Annotated in this window: 19 protein-coding genes; 6 read left to right on the top strand and 13 right to left on the bottom strand. The window is 68.3% G+C overall.

Annotated elements, in window-relative coordinates:
- Positions 1-77 precede the first annotated feature (77 nt).
- Together BLR21_RS18985 and BLR21_RS18990 are read left to right on the top strand one after the other, a co-directional pair.
- Positions 78-1,571, top strand: coding sequence for a CocE/NonD family hydrolase (locus BLR21_RS18985; RefSeq protein ID WP_090007176.1), 1,494 nt, complete (start codon positions 78-80; stop codon positions 1,569-1,571).
- A gap of 10 nt (positions 1,572-1,581) precedes the next feature.
- On the top strand, positions 1,582-2,634 hold the full coding sequence (locus tag BLR21_RS18990) for a winged helix DNA-binding domain-containing protein (protein ID WP_176929697.1): 1,053 nt from the start codon (positions 1,582-1,584) through the stop codon (positions 2,632-2,634).
- Here the strand turns inward: BLR21_RS18990 and BLR21_RS18995 are convergent.
- The 3 genes from BLR21_RS18995 to dapE all read right to left on the bottom strand — a co-directional run bounded on the left by BLR21_RS18995 (position 2,605) and on the right by dapE (position 5,094).
- A complete protein-coding gene (locus tag BLR21_RS18995; protein ID WP_090007178.1) occupies positions 2,605-3,138 on the bottom strand; it encodes an LOG family protein in 534 nt (177 codons plus the stop codon). The genes BLR21_RS18990 and BLR21_RS18995 overlap by 30 nt on opposite strands.
- 88 nt (positions 3,139-3,226) lie before the next feature.
- Positions 3,227-4,009, bottom strand: coding sequence for an LOG family protein (locus BLR21_RS19000; RefSeq protein ID WP_090007179.1), 783 nt, complete (start codon positions 4,007-4,009; stop codon positions 3,227-3,229).
- 17 nt (positions 4,010-4,026) lie between these two features.
- Positions 4,027-5,094 (bottom strand): succinyl-diaminopimelate desuccinylase, encoded by a 1,068-nt coding sequence (gene dapE / locus BLR21_RS19005; RefSeq protein WP_090007180.1) that lies wholly within the window; start codon positions 5,092-5,094, stop codon positions 4,027-4,029.
- 60 nt (positions 5,095-5,154) lie between these two features.
- Between dapE and BLR21_RS19010 the strand changes: the two genes are divergently transcribed.
- The 3 genes from BLR21_RS19010 to BLR21_RS19020 all read left to right on the top strand — a co-directional run bounded on the left by BLR21_RS19010 (position 5,155) and on the right by BLR21_RS19020 (position 7,530).
- Positions 5,155-5,568 (top strand): hypothetical protein, encoded by a 414-nt coding sequence (locus tag BLR21_RS19010; protein ID WP_143027770.1) that lies wholly within the window; start codon positions 5,155-5,157, stop codon positions 5,566-5,568.
- A 24-nt stretch (positions 5,569-5,592) separates the two neighbouring features.
- Positions 5,593-6,549 carry a 2,3,4,5-tetrahydropyridine-2,6-dicarboxylate N-succinyltransferase gene (dapD, locus tag BLR21_RS19015; protein WP_256334786.1) on the top strand — a complete coding sequence of 319 codons (957 nt, stop codon included), beginning with the start codon at positions 5,593-5,595 and terminating at the stop codon, positions 6,547-6,549.
- Positions 6,550-6,624: 75 nt separating this feature from the next.
- The gene (locus BLR21_RS19020; protein WP_143027771.1) at positions 6,625-7,530 is read left to right on the top strand and encodes a hypothetical protein; all 906 of its coding nucleotides are present in this window, start codon (positions 6,625-6,627) and stop codon (positions 7,528-7,530) included.
- On the opposite strand, the gene dapC is transcribed toward BLR21_RS19020, so the two are convergent.
- Entirely contained in the window at positions 7,520-8,611 is a 1,092-nt protein-coding gene (gene dapC, locus BLR21_RS19025; protein ID WP_090007433.1) for a succinyldiaminopimelate transaminase, read from the bottom strand. The two genes, BLR21_RS19020 and dapC, sit on opposite strands and share 11 nt — an antisense overlap.
- A 2-nt stretch (positions 8,612-8,613) precedes the next feature.
- Positions 8,614-8,940: a ferredoxin gene (gene fdxA, locus BLR21_RS19030; protein WP_030480843.1), complete on the bottom strand. Its 327-nt coding sequence runs from the start codon at positions 8,938-8,940 to the stop codon at positions 8,614-8,616.
- Between the two features lie 161 nt (positions 8,941-9,101).
- Here fdxA and BLR21_RS19035 point away from each other — a divergent pair, with 161 nt between their 5' ends.
- Positions 9,102-9,815 (top strand): GNAT family N-acetyltransferase, encoded by a 714-nt coding sequence (locus tag BLR21_RS19035; protein ID WP_420843898.1) that lies wholly within the window; start codon positions 9,102-9,104, stop codon positions 9,813-9,815.
- Here BLR21_RS19035 and BLR21_RS19040 read toward each other — a convergent pair.
- The 8 genes from BLR21_RS19040 to BLR21_RS19075 all read right to left on the bottom strand — a co-directional run bounded on the left by BLR21_RS19040 (position 9,791) and on the right by BLR21_RS19075 (position 19,078).
- Positions 9,791-10,225: a hypothetical protein gene (locus BLR21_RS19040; protein ID WP_090007185.1), complete on the bottom strand. Its 435-nt coding sequence runs from the start codon at positions 10,223-10,225 to the stop codon at positions 9,791-9,793. The two genes, BLR21_RS19035 and BLR21_RS19040, sit on opposite strands and share 25 nt — an antisense overlap.
- Entirely contained in the window at positions 10,222-11,052 is an 831-nt protein-coding gene (gene mshB, locus BLR21_RS19045; protein ID WP_090007186.1) for an N-acetyl-1-D-myo-inositol-2-amino-2-deoxy-alpha-D-glucopyranoside deacetylase, read from the bottom strand. The genes BLR21_RS19040 and mshB overlap by 4 nt, the downstream gene beginning before the upstream one ends.
- A 105-nt stretch (positions 11,053-11,157) precedes the next feature.
- Positions 11,158-12,150, bottom strand: a complete 993-nt coding sequence (locus BLR21_RS19050; RefSeq protein ID WP_090007187.1) for an ABC transporter ATP-binding protein — start codon at positions 12,148-12,150, stop codon at positions 11,158-11,160.
- Positions 12,147-13,316 (bottom strand): ABC transporter ATP-binding protein, encoded by a 1,170-nt coding sequence (locus BLR21_RS19055; RefSeq protein WP_090007188.1) that lies wholly within the window; start codon positions 13,314-13,316, stop codon positions 12,147-12,149. Before BLR21_RS19055 ends, BLR21_RS19050 begins: the two co-directional genes overlap by 4 nt.
- Entirely contained in the window at positions 13,316-14,248 is a 933-nt protein-coding gene (locus tag BLR21_RS19060) for an ABC transporter permease (RefSeq protein WP_420843896.1), read from the bottom strand. Before BLR21_RS19060 ends, BLR21_RS19055 begins: the two co-directional genes overlap by 1 nt.
- Positions 14,241-15,239 carry an ABC transporter permease gene (locus tag BLR21_RS19065; protein ID WP_090007189.1) on the bottom strand — a complete coding sequence of 333 codons (999 nt, stop codon included), beginning with the start codon at positions 15,237-15,239 and terminating at the stop codon, positions 14,241-14,243. The genes BLR21_RS19060 and BLR21_RS19065 overlap by 8 nt, the downstream gene beginning before the upstream one ends.
- A gap of 92 nt (positions 15,240-15,331) precedes the next feature.
- Positions 15,332-17,113, bottom strand: a complete 1,782-nt coding sequence (locus BLR21_RS19070; protein ID WP_090007190.1) for an ABC transporter family substrate-binding protein — start codon at positions 17,111-17,113, stop codon at positions 15,332-15,334.
- Positions 17,114-17,413: 300 nt separating this feature from the next.
- The gene (locus BLR21_RS19075; RefSeq protein ID WP_090007191.1) at positions 17,414-19,078 is read right to left on the bottom strand and encodes an ABC transporter family substrate-binding protein; all 1,665 of its coding nucleotides are present in this window, start codon (positions 19,076-19,078) and stop codon (positions 17,414-17,416) included.
- Between the last annotated feature and the right edge of the window lie 169 nt (positions 19,079-19,247).

Below are 19,247 nucleotides of genomic sequence, written 5' to 3' on the forward strand. Positions count from 1 at the left end.
CTACTCACGAGTAGGTAGCTGGTTTACTCCCCGGTAACACCCCTGTGTGATCTACGTCATGGTCAAGGAGGACCAGAGTGCGACGGTCACTTGTTCTAGTGCTGGTACTCCTCTCAACCCTGCTCGGTACTCCGGCTGCCATCGCGGCCCCCGGACACCAGATCTCGTACGAGTCGATCACCGGCGTCGGCGGCACCGCCCTGAAGGCACTCGTCGTCGAACCGACCGGACAGGGCAGCGGCCCCTTCCCGTTGCTCGTCATGCCGTCCAGCTGGGCGGTCCCGAACATCGAGTACGTCGGCGCGGCGGCCAAGCTCGCCAAGGAGTCCGGCTACGTCGTGGTGAGCTACACCAGCCGCGGCTTCTGGGACTCGGGCGGCCAGATCGACGTCGCCGGACCGGACACCGTCGGTGACGTCAGCAAGGTCATCGACTGGGCCATCGCCAACGCGCACGCCGACGGCACCAAGGTCGGCGCGGCCGGGATCTCCTACGGCGCCGGGCAGTCGTTGCTCGCCGCCGCCGTCGACAAGCGCATCAAGGCCGTGTCGGCGTTGAGCACCTGGACCGACCTGGCCCGCTCGCTCTACCCCAACAACACCGTGAACAAGCAGGCCGTCGAGTTGCTGCTGGCCGCGGGCAAGGCCACCGGACGTCCCGGACCCGTCCTCGTCGAAGCCGAGGACGCCTACCGCGACGGCAGGTTCGCGGACGTCCTGCCGATCTCCGAGGGCCGTTCCGCCGCCTCGAAGATCGCCCAGATCAACGCCAACGGCACCGCGGTGATGATCGGCAACGCCTGGAACGACGGTCTCTTCGCGCCCGGCCAGGTCGCGGACTTCTACGGTCGGCTCACCGGTCCCAAGCGGCTCATGCTCTCGCCGGGTGACCACGCCACCGCCGAACTGTTCGGCGCGGCGGGGCTGCCCAACGAGATCTGGGAGTCGACCGGCCGCTGGTTCGACCGCTACGTCAAGGGCACGGCCAACGGCATCGACGCCGAACAGCCGGTGCAGCTCAAGCCCAACAACGGCGGCACGTGGAAGAAGTTCGGCGCCTGGCCGAACGGCAACGCGGACACGGTGCAGCTCGCCGGCAAGAGGATCCACGCCGGCTGGGGCACCGTCGCCGACAGCGGCACGCTCCTGCTCTCCGGTGCGCTGCAAGGGTTCCTGAACATCCCGACCGGGGTGTCGCTGCCGTTCGTCGACCGCAACGTCGCGGGCGTGTGGGGCGGACCGCAGTACCCGGGCGGTGCGACGCTCGCCGGCACGCCGAAGCTCAGGCTCCAGGTCACACCGAGTGCGGAGACGACGACGTTGTTCGCGTACCTGTACGAGGTCGGGCCGCTGGGTCTCGGCGCGCTGATCACGCACAAGCCGATCAAGGTGACGGGTGCGGGCCGCACGCAGACGCTCGACGTGGAGCTGGAGCCGACGGTCTGGAACGTCGGCTCGGGCAACCGGCTCGGCCTGGTGATCGACACGGTGGACCCGCGTTACCAGACGGAATCGACGCGTGGCTCAACCGTCACCTTCGGACCGTCGAGCCTCACGGTTCCGAAGGCGTAAGAATGTCCGGGTGGACCTCACCCGGAAACAGGTGCTCCTCCACCGGATCCATCAGCACGAACTGGACCGGCGGATCAGCGACGCGGCCGAGCTGGCGGTGTTCTCCCTGGGCGTCCAGGACAACACCTCCGGCTCGGCCCTGCTGAGTCTCGCCGCCCGGCTGGACGCACCGTCGACGGCGGACTTCACCGTGACCTGGTCCGTACGGGGTGCGCCTCACCTGCACCGGGCCGGCGAGCTGAAGGCGTTCGCCCGCGCGCTGTGGCCGTGGAGCGACGCCGACGCCCGTGCCCGCGCCGCACGTCCGAAGGTGGACGACATGGTGGCGTCCCTGCGGCACATAGCCACCGCCATGAGGTCGATCGTCACGAAGCCGATGACCAAGGGCGAGGTCAGCAAGGCGCTCACGCCGTTGGCTCCGAAGCAGACGATCGAACCGTGCCGGGGCTGCCAGACCGAGCACGTGAGCGACCCGATCTTCCGCCTCGGCGCACTGCCCGCGGGTCTCCGGATCATCCCGGAGGAGAAGACCGTGACGTTCGAACGCATCCACGGCTGGCCGGGCGTACCGCGCAGGACCGCGGGCTTCGACGAGCTGGTGCACCGGTACCTGACGCTGCACGGCCCCGCCGGACCGTCCGAAGTGGCCGGTTACTTCGGCACGTCGACCCGTGAGGTCAAGAAGCGATGGCCGCAGGAGGGCCTGGTCGAGGTCACCGTCGAGGGTGAGAAGGCGTGGCTGCCGGAGGAGGTGGAGATCGCCGGCGCCGAACCGCCGGCGGTCAGGCTCCTGCCGCCGACCGACCCGTACCTCCAGGCACGCGACCGCGACCTGCTGCTGCCGGACAAGGCGGCGCAGAAGGACATCTTCCGCATCCTCGGCCGGCGCGGGGCGATCCTGGTGGACGGCGAGATCGCGGGTTCCTGGCAGGGCAGGGTGGTGTCCGGCAAGCGGTTCGAGGTGACGGCGACGCCGTACCGCCCGCTGCCGGACCTGCTGCCGGAGACCCAGGTCCTGGCCAGGGCGAAGGGGCTAGACGACGCAAGCGTCAAGGGCGACTGACACGTCGTCCGTGACGATCAGCGACTTCAGCGCGGCGTGCGAGACGAAACCCTTGTCCCGCAACTCCGTCAGCCACTCGACGAGTCCCTTGTAGTGGTTGTCGACGTCCAGCAGCACGACGGGCTTGCCGTGCATGCCCAGCACGCCGGCCGTCCACACCTCGAAGAACTCCTCGGCGGTGCCGATGCCACCCGGCAGCGTCAGGAACGCGTCCGCCTTGTCGTCCATCATCTTCTTGCGTTCGCGCATGGTGTCGACGACGTGCAGCTCCGTCGACTCGTGGTCGGCGATCTCCCTGGTGGCCAGGCCCTTCGGGATGACGCCGTAGGTGTGCGCGCCGCCGGCCCTGGCCTGCCGTGCCACCGCGCCCATCATCGACGTCTGCCCGCCGCCCCAGACGAGGTGCCAGCCGCGTGCCGCGATCTGGCGCCCGACCTCCGCCGCGAGGTCGATGTAGCTCTGGGGGACGGTGGCGAGGCTTCCGCAGTACACAGCTACGTACACGGTCTGAGGTTCTCACTTTTCTCGTTCGAAGGACCAAGGGGCCCGTGACGACGTCCGGGAAGTCGCCCGTGGCCCCTGAACACGAGCTTTAGTGCGAGTCCGCCCACGCCTTGTGCGCGTCCTTGACCACGCGCACCGCGTCGTCGATGTCGTCGGTCAGGTGCAGCAGCGCGAGGTCCTTCTCGCCGACCTTGCCACCCGCGAGCACCGAGCTCTGGATCCAGTCGTAAAGACCCTGCCAGTACTCGGTTCCGAACAGCACGACCGGGAACTTCGTGACCTTCTTCGTCTGCACCAGGGTCAGCGCCTCGAACAGCTCGTCGAGCGTGCCGAAACCACCCGGCAGGCAGATGAACGCCTGCGAGTACTTGATGAACATGGTCTTGCGCACGAAGAAGTAGCGGAAGTTCACGCCGAGATCGACCCACGGGTTCAGGCCCTGCTCGAACGGCAGCTCGATGCCGAGGCCGATCGAGAAGCCACCGGCCTCCGAACAACCGCGGTTGACCGCCTCCATCGCGCCGGGGCCACCCCCGGTGATCGCCGCGAACCCGGCCTCGGCCAGCGCCGCGCCCAGGTCACGCCCGGTCTGGTACTCCGGGTGGTCACGGCCGGTGCGCGCCGATCCGAAGACCGTCACCGCGGCCGGCACCTCGGCCAGCGCGCCGAAACCCTCGACGAACTCGGCCTGGATCCGCAGCACCCGCCACGGATCGGTGTGCACCCAGTCCGAGGGGCCACGGGAGTCCAGCAGGCGCTGGTCCGTGGTGGTGGTGCGGTCGTCCTTGCGGTCACGCCTCTCCACGACCGGACCGCGTTGCTTCTCCGAGGGGCGCTCGTCGACGGCGCCGTTCTTCGTCTCTTCCGTCATCACTGAGATTCTAGTGATCAGTCCAGCAAAAACCGCTTAAGCACTGCGAAACACTCGGTGATCTGCCGGACCGGCACGTTCTCCTCCTGGGTGTGCGCCAGCGTCGGATCGCCCGGTCCGAAGTTGATCGCGGGCAGGCCCAGCTCCGCGAACCGCGCCACGTCCGTCCACCCCAGCTTGGCCACCGGGGTGCCGCCGGCGGCCTGCACGAGTTCCTGTGCCGCAGGGGCGCCCAGGCCCGGCAGCGCACCGGCGGCGCGGTCCGTGACGGTGACGTCGAAGCCCTCGAACACCTCGCGCAGGTGCTGTTCGGCCTGCTCCACCGTGCGGTCCGGCGCGAACCGGTGGTTGACCGTGAGCACGGCCTCGTCCGGCACGACGTTGCCCGCGACGCCGCCGCTGATCTTCACGGCCTGCAGGCCCTCGTGGTAGTGGCAGCCGTCGATCTCGGGCTGGCGCGGCACGTAGGCCTCCAGCCTGCGCAGCGCCTCACCCAGGCCGTGGATGGCGTTGCGGCCCATCCACGCCCTGGCGGTGTGGGCGCGTTTTCCGGACGTCCTGATCTCGATGCGCATCGTGCCCTGGCAGCCCGCCTCGACGGTGCCGCCGGACGGCTCGCACACGATCGCCAGGTCGCCCAGCAACCACTCCGGGAGGTCGCGCTCGATCCTGGTGAGCCCGTTGCGTTCGGCCTCGATCTCCTCGCAGTCGTAGAAGACGAACGTGAGGTCGTGGCGCGCGTTCTGGCTCAGAGCCGCGATCGCGAGCATGACCGCGTCGCCGCCCTTCATGTCGACGGTGCCGCAGCCGTGCAGGACATCGCCCTCGCGGCGGCTCGGGAAGTTCTGGTTGATCGGCACGGTGTCCAGGTGCCCGGCCAGTACCACCCGGCGCTCCCGGCCGAAGGTCGTCCGAGCCAGCACGGAGTTCCCTGATCGGGTGATCTCCAGGTGGGGCGCGTGGAGTTCCAGCGACCGCTGCACGAGGTCCGCGATCTCCGCCTCCTCCCCGGACACGCTGCGAACATCCACCAGCGAGGCCGTCAGGTCGATCGGGTCGGCGAACAGATCAAGGGTGTCGGACACGCGGTTCACCCTACCCAGGCGGCTTGGGCGCTGAGCCGTTCAGCCGATACCGTGCTGTGCGTGATCAAGCGCACACTCCTGGTCATCTCCCTGCTGCTCATGGCTACCGGCTGCGGCGAGGCTCCCGCCGCGTGCGACCGGCAGTGCGGCGAGATCCGGACGTTGTTCACCGCGCCGTGCGGCTCGCAGCACAGCTTCACCCCGGCCGACTGCGCCGCGTGGGTCGACGACGTCAGCACCATGACCCGTCAGCTGGACCGGTCGCTGCAGGGCAGGCAGGTCCAGCAGGACGTCAGCGAGGTCCTGCCCCGGCTGATGACCGCCGTGGGCGACTTCGCGGCGCACCGGTGCGCCGAGGTGCGCGTCGACAACGTGTCCAGCACCGACGCGCGTCAGTCGAAGTGCAACGAGGCCCTCATCGCGACTCGCGGCGACCTGGGCTCGCTGTACTTCAGCGCGGAAGTGCCCGACTGACCCTTAGGACTAGGCTTGGTGGCCGTGAGCACCGCATACGGCATCGGCCTGGCCACTGTGACCCCGGACGGCACCGTCCTCGACACCTGGTACCCGTCCCCCGCTCTGGGCGGGACGGCGGAGCTGGGCACCGTGCGCGTGTCCTCCGCCGAGATCGCGGAGGCCCTGGGTGAGGCCGCCGCGAAGCTGCTCGGGGAGGACCTGGAGCGCGGCGTCGAGGTCGTCGGCGTCAGGGTCGCCATCGACCTGGAAGCGGCACCGGAGAACACCTACGACATCTGGCTCCGCCTGCACCTGCTCAGCCACCGCCTGATCAGGCCGCACGGCGCGAACCTCGACGGCATGTTCGGCCTGCTGACGAACGTCGTGTGGACGAACCACGGCCCGTGCGCGGTCGACGGCTTCGAGCAGACCCGCACCCGCCTGCGCGTGCGCGGCCCGGTGACGGTGTTCAGCATCGACAAGTTCCCGCGCATGGTCGACTACGTCGTCCCGTCCGGTGTCCGCATCGGCGACGCGGACCGGGTCCGCCTCGGCGCCCACCTCGCGTCCGGCACCACGGTCATGCACGAGGGCTTCGTGAACTTCAACGCCGGCACGCTCGGCAGCTCGATGGTCGAGGGCCGCATCTCCGGCGGCGTCGTGGTCGGCGACGGCTCGGACGTCGGCGGTGGCGCGTCGATCATGGGCACGCTGTCCGGCGGCGGCAGGCAGGTCATCAGCATCGGCGAGCGCTGCCTGCTCGGCGCGAACGCCGGCCTGGGCATCTCGCTCGGCGACGACTGCGTGATCGAGGCGGGTCTCTACATCACCGCCGGCACGAAGGTGACGCTGCCGGACGGTGAGGTCGTCAAGGCGGTCACTTTGAGCGGACAATCGAACCTGCTGTTCATCCGGGACTCGGTGACCGGCACGGTGAAGGTCAAGCCCCGGAAGGGCACCGGCGTCGAACTGAACGCCGCGTTGCACGCGAACGACTGAGCGCAAGGCGAACTCGGTGTCTGGGGCCCGGTCTGCGCAGGCAGACTGGGCCCTTGCCGGCTCTAGGAGGTGCACGTGCTGAAACAGCGACTGGAGTTGAACGCTCGCGCCGCGATCGAACGTGCCCTGGAGGGGGCGCAGTCCGAGGACTCCTTCGTGGAGTTCAAGACCCAGTGGCCGATCGACCACGGCAAGGCCGCCCGGCAGATCGCCGCGCTGTGCAACGCCGCGCGCGGGTCGGAGGCCATGTGGATCGTCGGCGTCGACGAGAAGGGCCGGCACGTCAAAGGTGCGCTGGCCGAGGAGCTGTCGAGCTGGTGGCCCCGGGTCGAGAGCCACTTCGACGGCGTGGCACCGGGTCTGACCACCGTCGCGTTCGACTGGGTGCGCGGCCGCACCGTCGTCGTTCTCAGCCTGCAGACCGACAACGCGCCGTACGTGTTCGTCACGAAGAAAGAGCCCTACAGCAGGGAAATCCCGTGGCGCTCAGGTGAACGGACCCGGTCCGCCCGCCGCAGCGAGGTGCTGGAACTGCTGGTGCCCAAGCTGGACATGCCCGGCTGGGAGTTCGTCAGCGCCCGTGCGACGTTGAGCCAGCACTCGCCGACGCTGCGGTTCGAGGGCGACCTCTACCTGGAGACGAACCAGCCGTTGTCGTTGCCGCACCACCGATGTCACTCGTACGCGACGTACGGGCTCGACAGCGAGACGGTCGACCTGGCGTTCAGCTTCCGCACCAACACGCGGGACGTGCGGGCGGTCGAACGCGTCGTGCGCGTCGCGGAACCGGCCGTGCTGCACGTCAGCGCGGACGCCGACGTGGAACTGGAAGCGTTCTCCGACCTCTGGGACCTGCACTGGCACCTCGTGCTCGGCCTCGGCCTGAGCGGCGAGGAGATCAGCACGTCGGTGCGGCTCACGACGGATGCCGTGCCACCGAACCAGTTCACCCGCAGGGTCTGGTCGGCTCTCAAGCCTTGAGTCGCTCGGCTGCCGCGCCGATCCGTTCGTCGGTGGCCGTGAGCGCGACCCGCACGTGCTTCGCGCCCGCCGGTCCGTAGAACGTGCCCGGAGCCGCCAGGATGCCGCGGTCGGCCAGCCACGAGATCGTCTCCCAGGCGCCCTCACCGCGGGACGACCACAGGTAGAGCCCGGCCTCCGAGTGCGACACGGTGAACCCGGCCGCCTCCAGCGCGGGCTTCAGGACCTCACGCCGGGCCAGGTACCGGGACCGTTGCTCGGCCACGTGCGCGTCGTCCTCCAGGGCGGCGCGCATGGCCTCCTGCACCGGCCGCGGCACGATCATGCCGGCGTGCTTGCGCAGTTCCAGCAGGCCCGCGATCAGTTCCGGGTCGCCGGTGACGAACCCGGCCCGGTAGCCCGCGAGCGACGACGACTTCGACAGCGAGTGCACGGCGAGCACCCCGTCGAACGAGTCCACAACGGACGGATGCAGCACCGACACCGGTGAGGAGTCCCACGGCAGCGCCAGGTAGCACTCGTCCGACGCCACGACCGCACCGACCGCGCGGGCGGCGGCGACCGCGTCCCGCAGCTGCTCGGCCGACAGCACTCGCCCGGTCGGGTTCGACGGCGAGTTGAGCCACACCAGCTTCGTGCCGGCGGGTGGCAGTTCCCCGTCGGCCAGGCGGACGACCTCGGCCCCCGCCAGCAGCGCGCCCACCTCGTAGGTGGGGTACGCGACGGCGGGCACGGCCACGACGTCGCCCGGCCCGACGCCGAGCAGGGTGGGCAGCCACGCCACGAGCTCCTTGGAGCCGATCGTGGGCAGCACCGCCGCCTGCGGGAGGCCGGCGATCCCGTACCGGCGCTCCACTGCGGCGACGAAGGCCGCACGCAGCTCAGGAGTGCCGTGGGTGGTCGGGTAGCCGGGAATGTCGGAGACCGACGACAGCGCGGACTGGATCACCGCGGGAACCGGGTCGACAGGGGTGCCGACCGACAGGTCGACCACGCCACCGGGGTGCTTGCGCGCCTTGGCGGCGTGGTCTGCCAGCTGGTCCCACGGGAAGTCCGGCAACGCCGGGCCCCTGCGTGAAATGATCAATGCCCCTCAGCCTGCGGCGCGAGGACCTTCACGAACTCCGGGTCGGCGCTGACCTTGCCGACCTTCGACGCGCCACCGGGCGAGCCGAGTTCGTTGAAGAAGTCGACGTTCGCCTTGGTGTAGTCCTTCCACTCATCGGGGACGTCGTCCTCGTAGTAGATGGCTTCCACCGGGCACACGGGTTCGCACGCGCCGCAGTCCACACACTCGTCGGGGTGGATGTAGAGCATCCGGTCGCCTTCGTAGATGCAGTCGACGGGGCACTCTTCGATGCACGCCTTGTCGAGCAGATCCACGCACGGCTGGGCGATCACATAAGTCACTGCGCTCTCCAACTTCATCGGTCACACCGCGCAAGCCGGAGAGTACGCGGCACGTTCGAGTATCACCCGGTCAGGCTTGCCTTAGCTGCACGGTGTGCCACGTCACAACCCCTACTCGGAAAATCTCTTCCCAACCTAGCGAGGATGGACGTGTGCACACCGTGGATCACCTGGAATCACTCTGCGCGCGAGCATGGCCCGTCCTGGCAGAAGTTCCGCTTGGAGACTGGTTGATGCGCGCCGCCGCGGGCTTCACCGGCCGCGCCAACAGCGCGCTGACCTGCGGCGATCCCGGCATGCCGATTCCAGACGCGTTGAGGGCCGTCCAAGGGTTCGCCCGCGAGCACGGCATCAAACCCACCGCGCATGTGGTCAACGGCTCACCCCCGGAGTCCGCGATCGAAGCCGCCGGCTGGCGGGTCGATCTGGATCATCCGGGCGGTGCCGAGTCACTGGTGATGACAGGCCCGCTGGAGAAGTTCGCGGAGGGCGTAGCCGAGAGCCGTGATCTTCCCGGATGGTGGGAACTCACGGCCGGACCCGAGGTGTCGGCCGCGCAACGCCACGTGCTCGGCAGCGGGAGCGGCGTCTGCTTCGCGAGCACCACCGCCGGCGACACCGTGATCGCGGCTGTGCGCGGCGCTGTGGTCGAGGACGTGCTGCACGTCGCCCGGCTCGCCGTACGGCCGTCACAGCGCCGTCAGGGCCTCGCGAGGCGGCTCATGGGCGAGGTGGCGGGCTGGGGCCTGGAACAGGGCGCCACGACGTGCGTGCTGCAGGTGGCCGAGCACAACGAGCCGGCGATCAGGCTGTACGAGGAACTCGGCTGCACCGAGCACCACCGCTACCGCTACTGGATCCCGGCGGGCTCGTAGCGGCCCGGCCGGTTCGCCGCGTTGCGCGCCATCACGGCACCCACGGCAACGGCACCGGGGAACGCGCCGGCCGCGAGCATCAGCAGCCCGCGCCAGTCCTGCAGCAGCAGCACGGAGTTGCTAGCGTTGGAGCCCGGCTCGAGATAGCCGAAGACCAGCAGCGTGAAGAACCAGACCAGCAGCGGCAGCGCGGCGGTCAGGACCCGCTGGGACAGCCCGGCCGCCCACGTCACCAGCAGGGGCGTCGTGACGCCGGCCACGATGATCATGATCGGGAACGGCCAGGCGCCCAGGTCCGGCAGCAGCGTGCCGTCGAAGCGCAGCGGCAGGAACATCGTTTCGAGCACGGCGAGCACTGCTGCCTCGACGCACAGGAGCACCAGGAAGACGACTCGCCAGCTACCTGTCACCCAAGTCCTCCGAACAGATCCGCGGCCGCACCCTCCGGCGAGCCCTTCGCGAGCACGTAGTACTCGGCACCGACCAGCGGCTGCGCGATGTCGTTCGACAACGCGTACCCGCTGTCCCACACACTGACCTGCGTCGAGTGTGCACGCAAAGCGCGGCGCTTGGCCGTCAGGTGCTCCGACACGTCGACAACCGTGGTGATCTCCTCATCCGGCGTCGCCGGCAGTTCGCCCGCCTCGGGCAGCCGGAACGCCTCGGGGACGGCCTCCAGCGCGGCCACACCGGCGTTCGTGGCGTCGCGGGACGTCACGGCGTAGAAGACCCGCTCGACCTCGGACACCTGGGCGCACGCGGCGACCGTGATCTCGTGCGCGCGGATGTGGTCCGGATGGCCGTAGCCGCCGAACGCGTCGTAGCTCACGACGACCTGTGGCTTGACCTCGCGCAGGATCTCGACCAGCTGGGCGGTCTGGTCGTCGAGCGATCCCTGGACGAACGCGCGCGGCTTGGCGTTGGACGGCACGTCGACCATGCCGGAGTCGCGCCAGCGGCCGATGCCGCCGAGGAACCTGTGGTCCGTCACACCGAGTGCGGCGCAGGCGGATCTCAGCTCACCCACCCGGTATCCACCCAGCTGGTCGGCTGCGTCGGCGGCGAGGTTCGCCAGCGCGGGCGGGATGATCTCGCCCTCTTCACCCAGCGTGCAGGTGACGACGGTGACGTGCGCGCCGGCCGAGGCGTAGCGCGCGATGGTGCCGCCGGTCCAGAGACTCTCGTCGTCCGGGTGGGCGTGCACGAAGAGCAACCGTGGTGGGGCAGTCAGCGTCACCGGAAAAGAGTAATGGTTGTGTCAGATCTGGTTACGCCGTACCCAACAACCGGGAAACGACGTGGGCGGTTGTGGCCGACAGTCCGGCCACAACCGCCCACGAGTTCACACGACCGAGCGTTCCTCGGCGAAGTGGCACGCGGACAACGTTCCTTCCGGCCCACCACGCTTTTCGAGCTTCGGTTCCTCGGTGGCGCAGATGTCCTGGGCCTTCCAGCACCGGGTGCGGAACCGGCACCCGGACGGCGGGTTGACCGGCGACGGCACGTCACCGGTCAGCACGATCCGCTGGCGCCGGCGCTCCGCCTTCGGGTCCGGCATCGGCACCGCGGACAGCAACGCCTGCGTGTACGGGTGCATCGGCCTGCCGTAGATGGCCTCGCGATCGCCCATCTCGATGATCTTGCCGAGGTACATGACCGCGACCCGGTCCGAGATGTGCCGCACCACCGAGAGGTCGTGCGCGACGAACAGGTACGCGAGCCCGAGCCGTTCCTGCAGTTCCTCCAGCAGGTTCACGACACCGGCCTGCACCGAGACGTCCAAAGCGGACACCGGCTCGTCCAGCACCATGAACCGCGGGTTCAGCGCCAGGGCACGGGCGATGCCGATGCGCTGCCGCTGACCGCCGGAGAACTCGTGCGCGTAACGGCTGCGGTGCTCGGGGTTCAGGCCCACGAGCTCCATCAGCTCGTTGACCCGCCGCTGCACGCCGCCCTCGACACCGTGGATCACCAGGGGTTCCGCGATGATGTCGTTGACCTGCCACTTGGGGTTCAGCGACGCGTACGGGTCCTGGAAGACGATCTGGATGTCCTTGCGCAGCGGCCTCAACTGCTTGTTGGTCATGGACGTCAGCTCGCGGCCCTCGAACTTCACCGAGCCCGAGGTCGGCTTGTGCAGCTGCAGGATCGCGCGCCCGGTCGTGGACTTGCCGCAGCCGGACTCGCCGACGAGGCCGAGCGTCTCACCGGGTTGCAGCAAGAACGACACCCCGGACACGGCCTGCACCGTGCCGGTGTTGCGCGGGATGATCCCCTTGCCCCGCACGGGGAACTCCTTGACGAGGTCGGTGACCTCCAGCAGTGGCGCGGTCACTTCGCCTCCTCATCTTTCAGGCCGGTGAGCAAAGACCCGTGCACGGCGGTCACTTCGAGCGACTCGTCGGGGTTGGCCGCGGCGAACGCGGCCGGGTTCTCCACCGTGCCGATCTCGTCGTGCAGGAACAGCCTCTGCGGCGTCTCGACCGTCGCCAGGTGCTCCCAGCGGTGGCACCGCGTCGTGTGGTTCGCGGCGCCGGCCTCCTCCAACAGCGGTTCCCACTCGTGGCACACGTCGGCGACGAGCGGGCAGCGCGGCGAGAACGAGCAGCCGCTCGGCAGGTTCACCAGCGACGGCGGCGTGCCCTTGATCGGGGTGAGCCGCTTGCCCAGGGTGGCCGGGTTCGGGACCGAACCCAGAAGTCCCACCGTGTAGGGCATCCGCGGGCGTTCGAAGACGTCGTCGACCGGGCCGGACTCGACCACGGTGCCGCCGTACATCACCTGCACGCGGTTGACCATGCCCGCCACCACGCCGAGGTCGTGCGTGATCATGACGATCGCCGCGTCGGTCTCGGACTGCAGGCGCAGCATGGTGTCGAGGATCTGCGCCTGCACCGTCACGTCGAGCGCGGTGGTCGGCTCGTCGGCGATGATCACGCTGGGGTCGTTGATGATCGCCATCGCGATGACCACGCGCTGCCGCATGCCGCCGGAGAACTCGTGCGGGTACTGGCTCGCACGCTTGTCCGGCTGCGGGATGCCGACGAGTTCCAGCGACTCGATCGCCTTGGCCCACGCCGCCTTCTTGGAGACGTTGTGGTGCGCGCGATAGGTCTCGGCGAGCTGCCACCCCACGGTGTAGACGGGGTTCAGCGACGTCATCGGGTCCTGGAAGATCATCGAGATGTGCTTGCTGCGGAACGGTTGCATCTGCTTGTAGGTGCGACCGTTCAGCTCCTCGCCGCGGTAGCGGATCGAGCCGTCGATGACCGCGTTCTTGGGCAGCAGGCCCATGATCGCCATGGAGGACACCGACTTGCCGGAGCCCGACTCGCCGACGATGCCCAGCACGTCGCCGGGGTTGAGGTCGAACGAGACGTTGCGCACGGCTCGGACGTCGCCGTCATCGGTCGGGAAGGTGACCGACAGGTCCTTGACCGAGAGCAACGGCGCGGTGGTGCTGGAGGGCAGGAAGTCCTCCGTCAGTTCGGAAACACTCATCAGGCACGCACCTTCGTCTGCCTCGGGTCGAACGCGTCGCGCAGGCCGTCACCGATGAAGTTGACGGCCAGGGAGAGCGACACGAGCACGATGAACGGACCCCAGAACAGCCACGGCCGGTTCATGAACTGCCCGTAGTTCTCGAGCACGATCACGCCGAGCGACGTGTCCGGGGGCTGGACGCCCAGGCCCAGGAACGACAACGCGGCCTCGGTCAGCACCGCGGCGGCGATCGCCAGCGTGGCGTTGACCGTGATGCTGCCGATCATGTTCGGCACGAGGTGCTTGAAGATGATGCGTGGCGTCGAGGCACCACAGGCCCGCGCCGCCTCGATGAACTCCCGCTGTGCCAGCGAAAGCGTCTCACCGCGGGTGATGCGGGCGATCGACATCCACGCGAACGCGGCGAGCACCAGCGCGACGACGTACCAGCTGCCGGAGAAGCCCTTGACGACGATCGCGGCGACCGCGATCTGCGGGATGATCAGCAGCAGGTCGACGAGGCGCATCAGCACCGTGTCGATGAAGCCGCGCAGATATCCCGCCAGGGCACCGAAGGTCACACCGATCGCGGTCGCCAGCGCGGCCACGATCAACGCGATCTGCAGCGAGTAGGCCGTGCCGCGCATGAGCAGCGCCAGCATGTCCTTGCCGACCTGGGTGGTGCCGAGCGGGTGGGTGCCGCTCATCGGCTGGTAGGACTTGCTGGTCACGTCCTCGTAGTCGTAGGTCCAGACGAACGGGCCGACGAACGCGAACAGCACGAGGAAGACGAAGACACCGAGGCTCACCATCGCGAGCCGGTGGCGCAGGAAGCGCCGCAGGACGAGCTGACCCTGCGTACGGGTCTTCGCGGCGTCGAACTCGTGGGAGCCAGATCCGGGAGCGCTGTTCACCACGCCGCCCTCGGCCGCCAAGTTGATGTTAGCCAAGGCGAATCCTAGGGTCGAGGATGCCGTACACGACGTCGGCGATCAGGTTGAACAGCACGATCAGGGTCGCCGTGACGGCGAGCCAGCCCATCAGCATCGGCGGGTCGAACTGCCGCACGGAGTTGACCAGCAGCGTGCCCATACCGGCCCAGCCGAACACGGTCTCGGTGATGATCGCGCCGGACAGCACGGCACCGAAGTTCAGCGAGAACAGCGTGGACACCGGGATGAGCGCGTTGCGGAACGCGTGCTTGAAGATCACGCGGCTCTGGGAGATGCCCTTCGCCCGCGCGGTGCGCACGAAGTCCGAGTGCAGGATCTCCAGCATGGAGGCGCGTTCGAACCGGCTGTAGGCGGCGAAGCTGATCAGCATCAGCGCGACCGTCGGCAGCAGGAACGTGCCGGTGTACTTGAAGATCACTTCACCGAAGCTGCCACTGAAGCCACCCGGCCGTGGGCCCGCGGTGGTGAGCCAGCGGTCCAGCCCCATCGACTCCAGGACGTTGTTGAACTGGATGCCGTAGTTCTTCACGATGACCGCGACGCAGAAGATCGGCATCGAGAACATGAGGAACGCGGTGCTGGTGGCCAGGTAGTCGAAGATCGAGTACTGGCGCACGGCGGCGAGCACGCCGACCGAGACACCCAGTGTGAGGGCGAGGAGCTCGGCGCCGATGACGAGGCGTCCGGTGGTCCACAGCGCGTCGGTGACGGCCGGGAAGACAGCGGTCTTGGCCTGACCGAGGGCGATGCTCTGACCCCAGTCGCCGGACAGGAAGTCGGTGAGCCAGTTCCAGTAACGGATGAACACCGGCTTGTCCAGGCCGAGGGCCACCTCGGCGGCCTTGAGGTCGGCTTCGGTGACGCCGGGCCGGAATCGCATTTCCGCCAAGGGGTTTCCGGCGGTGGCGACCAGGACGTAACAGGCGAAGCTGCCGATCAGCAGGATGGGTATGGAGATCAGCAGCCGTCGGATGATGTAGCGGATCACGGCGGGCTCCTAGGGGGCAACCCGGCTCGGGCGGGGCCGGACTCGTGGTCCGGCCCCGCCCGGTCAGGCGTTGCGCACTTCAGCTAAGACGATTACTTGGTCTGCCACTCGTTGGCGTTCCAAAGCGCGCCGTAGTAGCTCTGGAAGTACACGCGGTCGAGCCCCTTGAATGCCCACATGTTCGGCATCTGGAAGAGCGGGAGCGACGCGTAGGCGTTCGAGATCTCCTCGTCGGCCTTCTGGAAGAACTTGAGCGAGTCCGCGATCGACGTCTGGGACACGGCCGACTTGAAGGCCTCGTCCGCTGCCGGGACCGACACGTTCTGCCAGTTCTGGCCACCGCCGGTCTCGTAGATCGACTTCTTGTCGCTCTTGGTCGGGCCACCGGACCACGCGAACAGCGCGACGTCGTAGTCACCCTGGCTCACGCGCTCGTCGAGGAAGTTCGGGTCGGTGTCGTCCTTGATCTCGATACCGGCTTCCTTGCACTGGCCCTGGACCAGCTCGACGGTCTGCTTGCGCCGCGGGATGTCGGTGTGGCTGATCCGGAAGGAGGCACGCACGCCGTCCTTCGCGAACACGCCGTCCGCACCCTGCGTCCAGCCCGCGTCACTGAGGATCTTCTTCGCCGCGGTGGGGTCGCCCTTGGCCTTCTCGGCGTAGAGGTCCTTGTAGCCCTCGTCCTTCGGGAAGAAGATCAGGCTGCCGAGCGGCTTCGCGTCGGACTGCACCTCGGAGATCAGCTTGTCGATGATGTCCTGGCGCTTGACGCACATGAAGAACGCCTTGCGGACCTCTTCCTTCGACAGCACCGGGTGCTTCATCTGGATGTCGAAGTGCTCGAACGACAGGCCGGGGCCCGCGCCGAACGTGATGCCCTGGGCGCTGAGGCCCTTCAGCTTCGTCGCGGCGTTCGCGTCGGGCTGGGCCATGGAGTTGACGGCGACCTCACCGTTCTCCAGCGCCTGCGCCTGCGCGACGGGGTCCGGGACCGCCTTGAGGACGATCTTGGACGGGCCACCGGGCTTGCCGACCCACTTGGGGTTGCGCTCCAGCGTCACCGACTGGTTCGGCTCGAAGGCCGTCAGGACGTAGGGGCCCGCACCCGGCATGAGCGCCGCGGTGAAGCCGTTCCACTTCTCGTTCCAGAAGTCGGCGGCCTTCTGGATGTCAGCGGCCGCGCTGTCCTTGTTCAGCTTGGTGATGTCGGCGATGCCGGCGTTCTTCTCCAGGATGTGCGCGGGGAGAACGTCGTTGTTGAACAGGCCGATGTAGTCCGGGTACGGGTCGGCGAAGTTGCCGACGAACGTCTGGTCGTCCTTGCACTCACCGGTCATCAGGTCGTACCCGGTGCTGCCGGCCGGCTTGAAGTACTTGCTGCCGTCGGCCTTCTTGGACGAGTTGCTCTGCGTGAACCACGCCATGTAGAAGTCGTCGCAGTCCCAGGCCTCGCCGTCGGACCAGGTGACGCCCTTCTTCAGCTTCCACGTCACGACCTGCGGAGACTTCGAGGTGACCTCGACGCTCTCCATCACGTCCTTGTTGACGCTGTACTTGTTGTTGCCGTTCAGGATGTGCGCACCCGGCTGCGTGAGAACCAGCGCGAACGTGTTGTAGGACTGGTTGGCGTCCTCAGTCGCGTTGTTGTACGCGGTGAACGCCTTGTCCGTCGACACCACGACCTGGTCGCTCGGCTTCGTTTCCGGCGCGGTGTAGCCGTCCGCGGACTCGCCGCGTGCGACAGCCATCTCCGCGATGGTGGCGTCGCCACCGTTCGCGTCGCTGCTCCCACCGCCGCCGCCACCGCAGGCACCCAGCACGAGAGACGCGCTGGCGACCAGCGCGATCGCCGGCAGTGCTTTGGTTCTCCTCATCGACACGTGCCCTCCTAGCACTGGGCGGCTGTGGCCTGGTCGGCCAGCACGCCCATAACCGTGATGTGCCATACGCGCCCCGAACCGGCACATCGTGGGCAGCACGGTAAGAACCCGTTGAGGCGGCGGTCACTACCTAAGGGGGTGATCGTGACCCAATGGAAACAGGTTGTAGCAGGCCGCAATGGCCCGATTACCGGGCGAAAGCGTTCGTTGACCGGGCACGTGAAATTCTGTCAACGACAACGGCCGAACGTAGCAACGCGAAAAGGGCGCGCGCAACGCATTTTTCGGCCCCGACTACCTGTCGAGACGCCGCCATTCGGGTGCGTCGCTGAGCACGCCCGCGAAGGGTGCCCCGGCGTCGACACCCGAGACCGCCGTGGGAAGCACACCAAGTAGATCGACTACCTGGAACAACGGCACCGAAACGGCCTGGGCGGCGATCAACGGCTCGACCCGCGCCAGCACGTCGGCCACGAGCACCTTGCCGGTCAGCGCGGCGTCGATGTCCGCCTGGATCGCCGGGTCGCAGAAGCCGGCGGCGTTCCGCGGGCTGGGCGTCGCCCCGTCCGGAGCGTCACCGGCACACCCGAACTCACTCGCGAGCGCCGCCGCCGTGTCCCCCGCGTCGACCCGCGGCACGACGGCGATGTCGATGTCCTTCTCCGTGAGCTGCGTGCTGAAAAGGTCCTCGGCGCTCGGCGTGACGACCTCGGAGTCGATCCCGCGTTCCTTCAGCTGGACCTTGATCCGGTTCGCGATGCCGACGTACGGCTCGGTCTTCTCCGGCGCGGCGATGCGGAGCTTGAGCGCCTTGCCGTCCTTCTGCCACTCGGCGCCGGCCTTGGAGTAGCCGGCCTCGGTCAGCAACTGCTCGCTCGCCGCCACGTCGAGCGTGTTCCCGTTGATCGTCTGCACGTACCCGGCACGGCTGGGCGGCACCACGTACGAGTCGGCCCGGAACGAGGCACTCGGCCCGCTCTGCGTCCCGGACGCAATGAGCGCCTCACGGTCGAGCGAGGCCACGATCGCCTTGCGCATCTTGACGTCCGCGAGCCGCTCACTCGCCGGCCGCAACAACACCTGCACGACCTCGTTGCGCGGCACGGGTTTCGTCGTGACCTTCTCGATCTCCTTGAGCACGTTCACATCCGCGGCGTCCGCACGAAGCAGCGCGGCCTGATTGTCGCCTTTGGACAGTGACTCGGCCATCGCGCTGTGCGTGGCCCTGCGGATGACGACCCGGTCGAGCGTCGTCGGCACCTCCCAGTACCGATCGCTGCGTTCGAGCACGACCTCGCCACGCGGCTCGTCGAGGCTGCGCACCTGGAAAGGCCCCGCAGTGGCCGGAAAGCCGGTGGAGAGCACGTTCGACCACGTGCCCGGCGCGTCCTTGAGCAGGTGCGCGGGCAACAGGTTCGAGAAGAGGCTCCGCCACCCAGGGAACGGCTTGCCGAAGACGACCTCGACGACCTTGCCGCCCTCACGCGCGCTGATGTTGTTGATGAGCCGGTAACCCGCCGGATCCACCACACCGGGCTCGGCCCGCATACGCTGCCACAGGTAGTAGAAGTCCTCGGCGGCGATCGGAGCGCTGTCCGACCAGCTGGCGTCCTTACGGATCGTGTAGCTGACCGTGAACGGCTCGGCCTTCGTGACCTTCGCGCTCACCATGAGGTTCCGGTCAAGCTGCGGCGCGCCGTCGTTGCCCGGCCTGAACGGACTCGGCAGCAGCAGCGAACTCAACGCGGTCGTGATGGGACTCTGCGCGGCGAGGGCATGCGGGTTGTAACCGCCGGCCACGTCGTCCACGCCGACCACGATCTCGGTGACCTTGGGCCCCGTGGTGGTGATGACAGGCGCCTCGGACTTGGGGACCAGGGGCGGAGGCGGCGCGTTCGTGCACGCCGCAGCTGTGCCGCACAGGACGGCAGCAGCAAGCACTCCCCCGAGTCGCCTCATGGTCCTCACATTGCCAGAAGGTTGGTGGTGGCGTTCGGGCAACCCGGCTTTTGTCACCCGCGCCACTTGTGGGACGTGTGGTGGTTGTTACGGGTTGCTCGGTTGGTGGGTAGTACGGGTCACTTGGGTGGGTGGTTCGGGGGTTGGGTGGGTTGGATCCGGCGGGGTG

The organism is Lentzea albidocapillata subsp. violacea (assembly GCF_900100275.1).
GTDB lineage: Bacteria > Actinomycetota > Actinomycetes > Mycobacteriales > Pseudonocardiaceae > Lentzea > Lentzea violacea.

Excerpts from the sequence above, each read along its gene's own strand:
- BLR21_RS19000 (WP_090007179.1), bottom strand. The coding sequence starts at position 4,009 with ATGACGGAAGAGACGAAGAACGGCGCCGTCGACGAGCGCCCCTCGGAG.
- BLR21_RS19055 (WP_090007188.1), bottom strand. The coding sequence starts at position 13,316 with ATGAGTGTTTCCGAACTGACGGAGGACTTCCTGCCCTCCAGCACCACC.
- BLR21_RS19070 (WP_090007190.1), bottom strand. The coding sequence starts at position 17,113 with ATGAGGAGAACCAAAGCACTGCCGGCGATCGCGCTGGTCGCCAGCGCG.
- BLR21_RS19075 (WP_090007191.1), bottom strand. The coding sequence starts at position 19,078 with ATGAGGCGACTCGGGGGAGTGCTTGCTGCTGCCGTCCTGTGCGGCACA.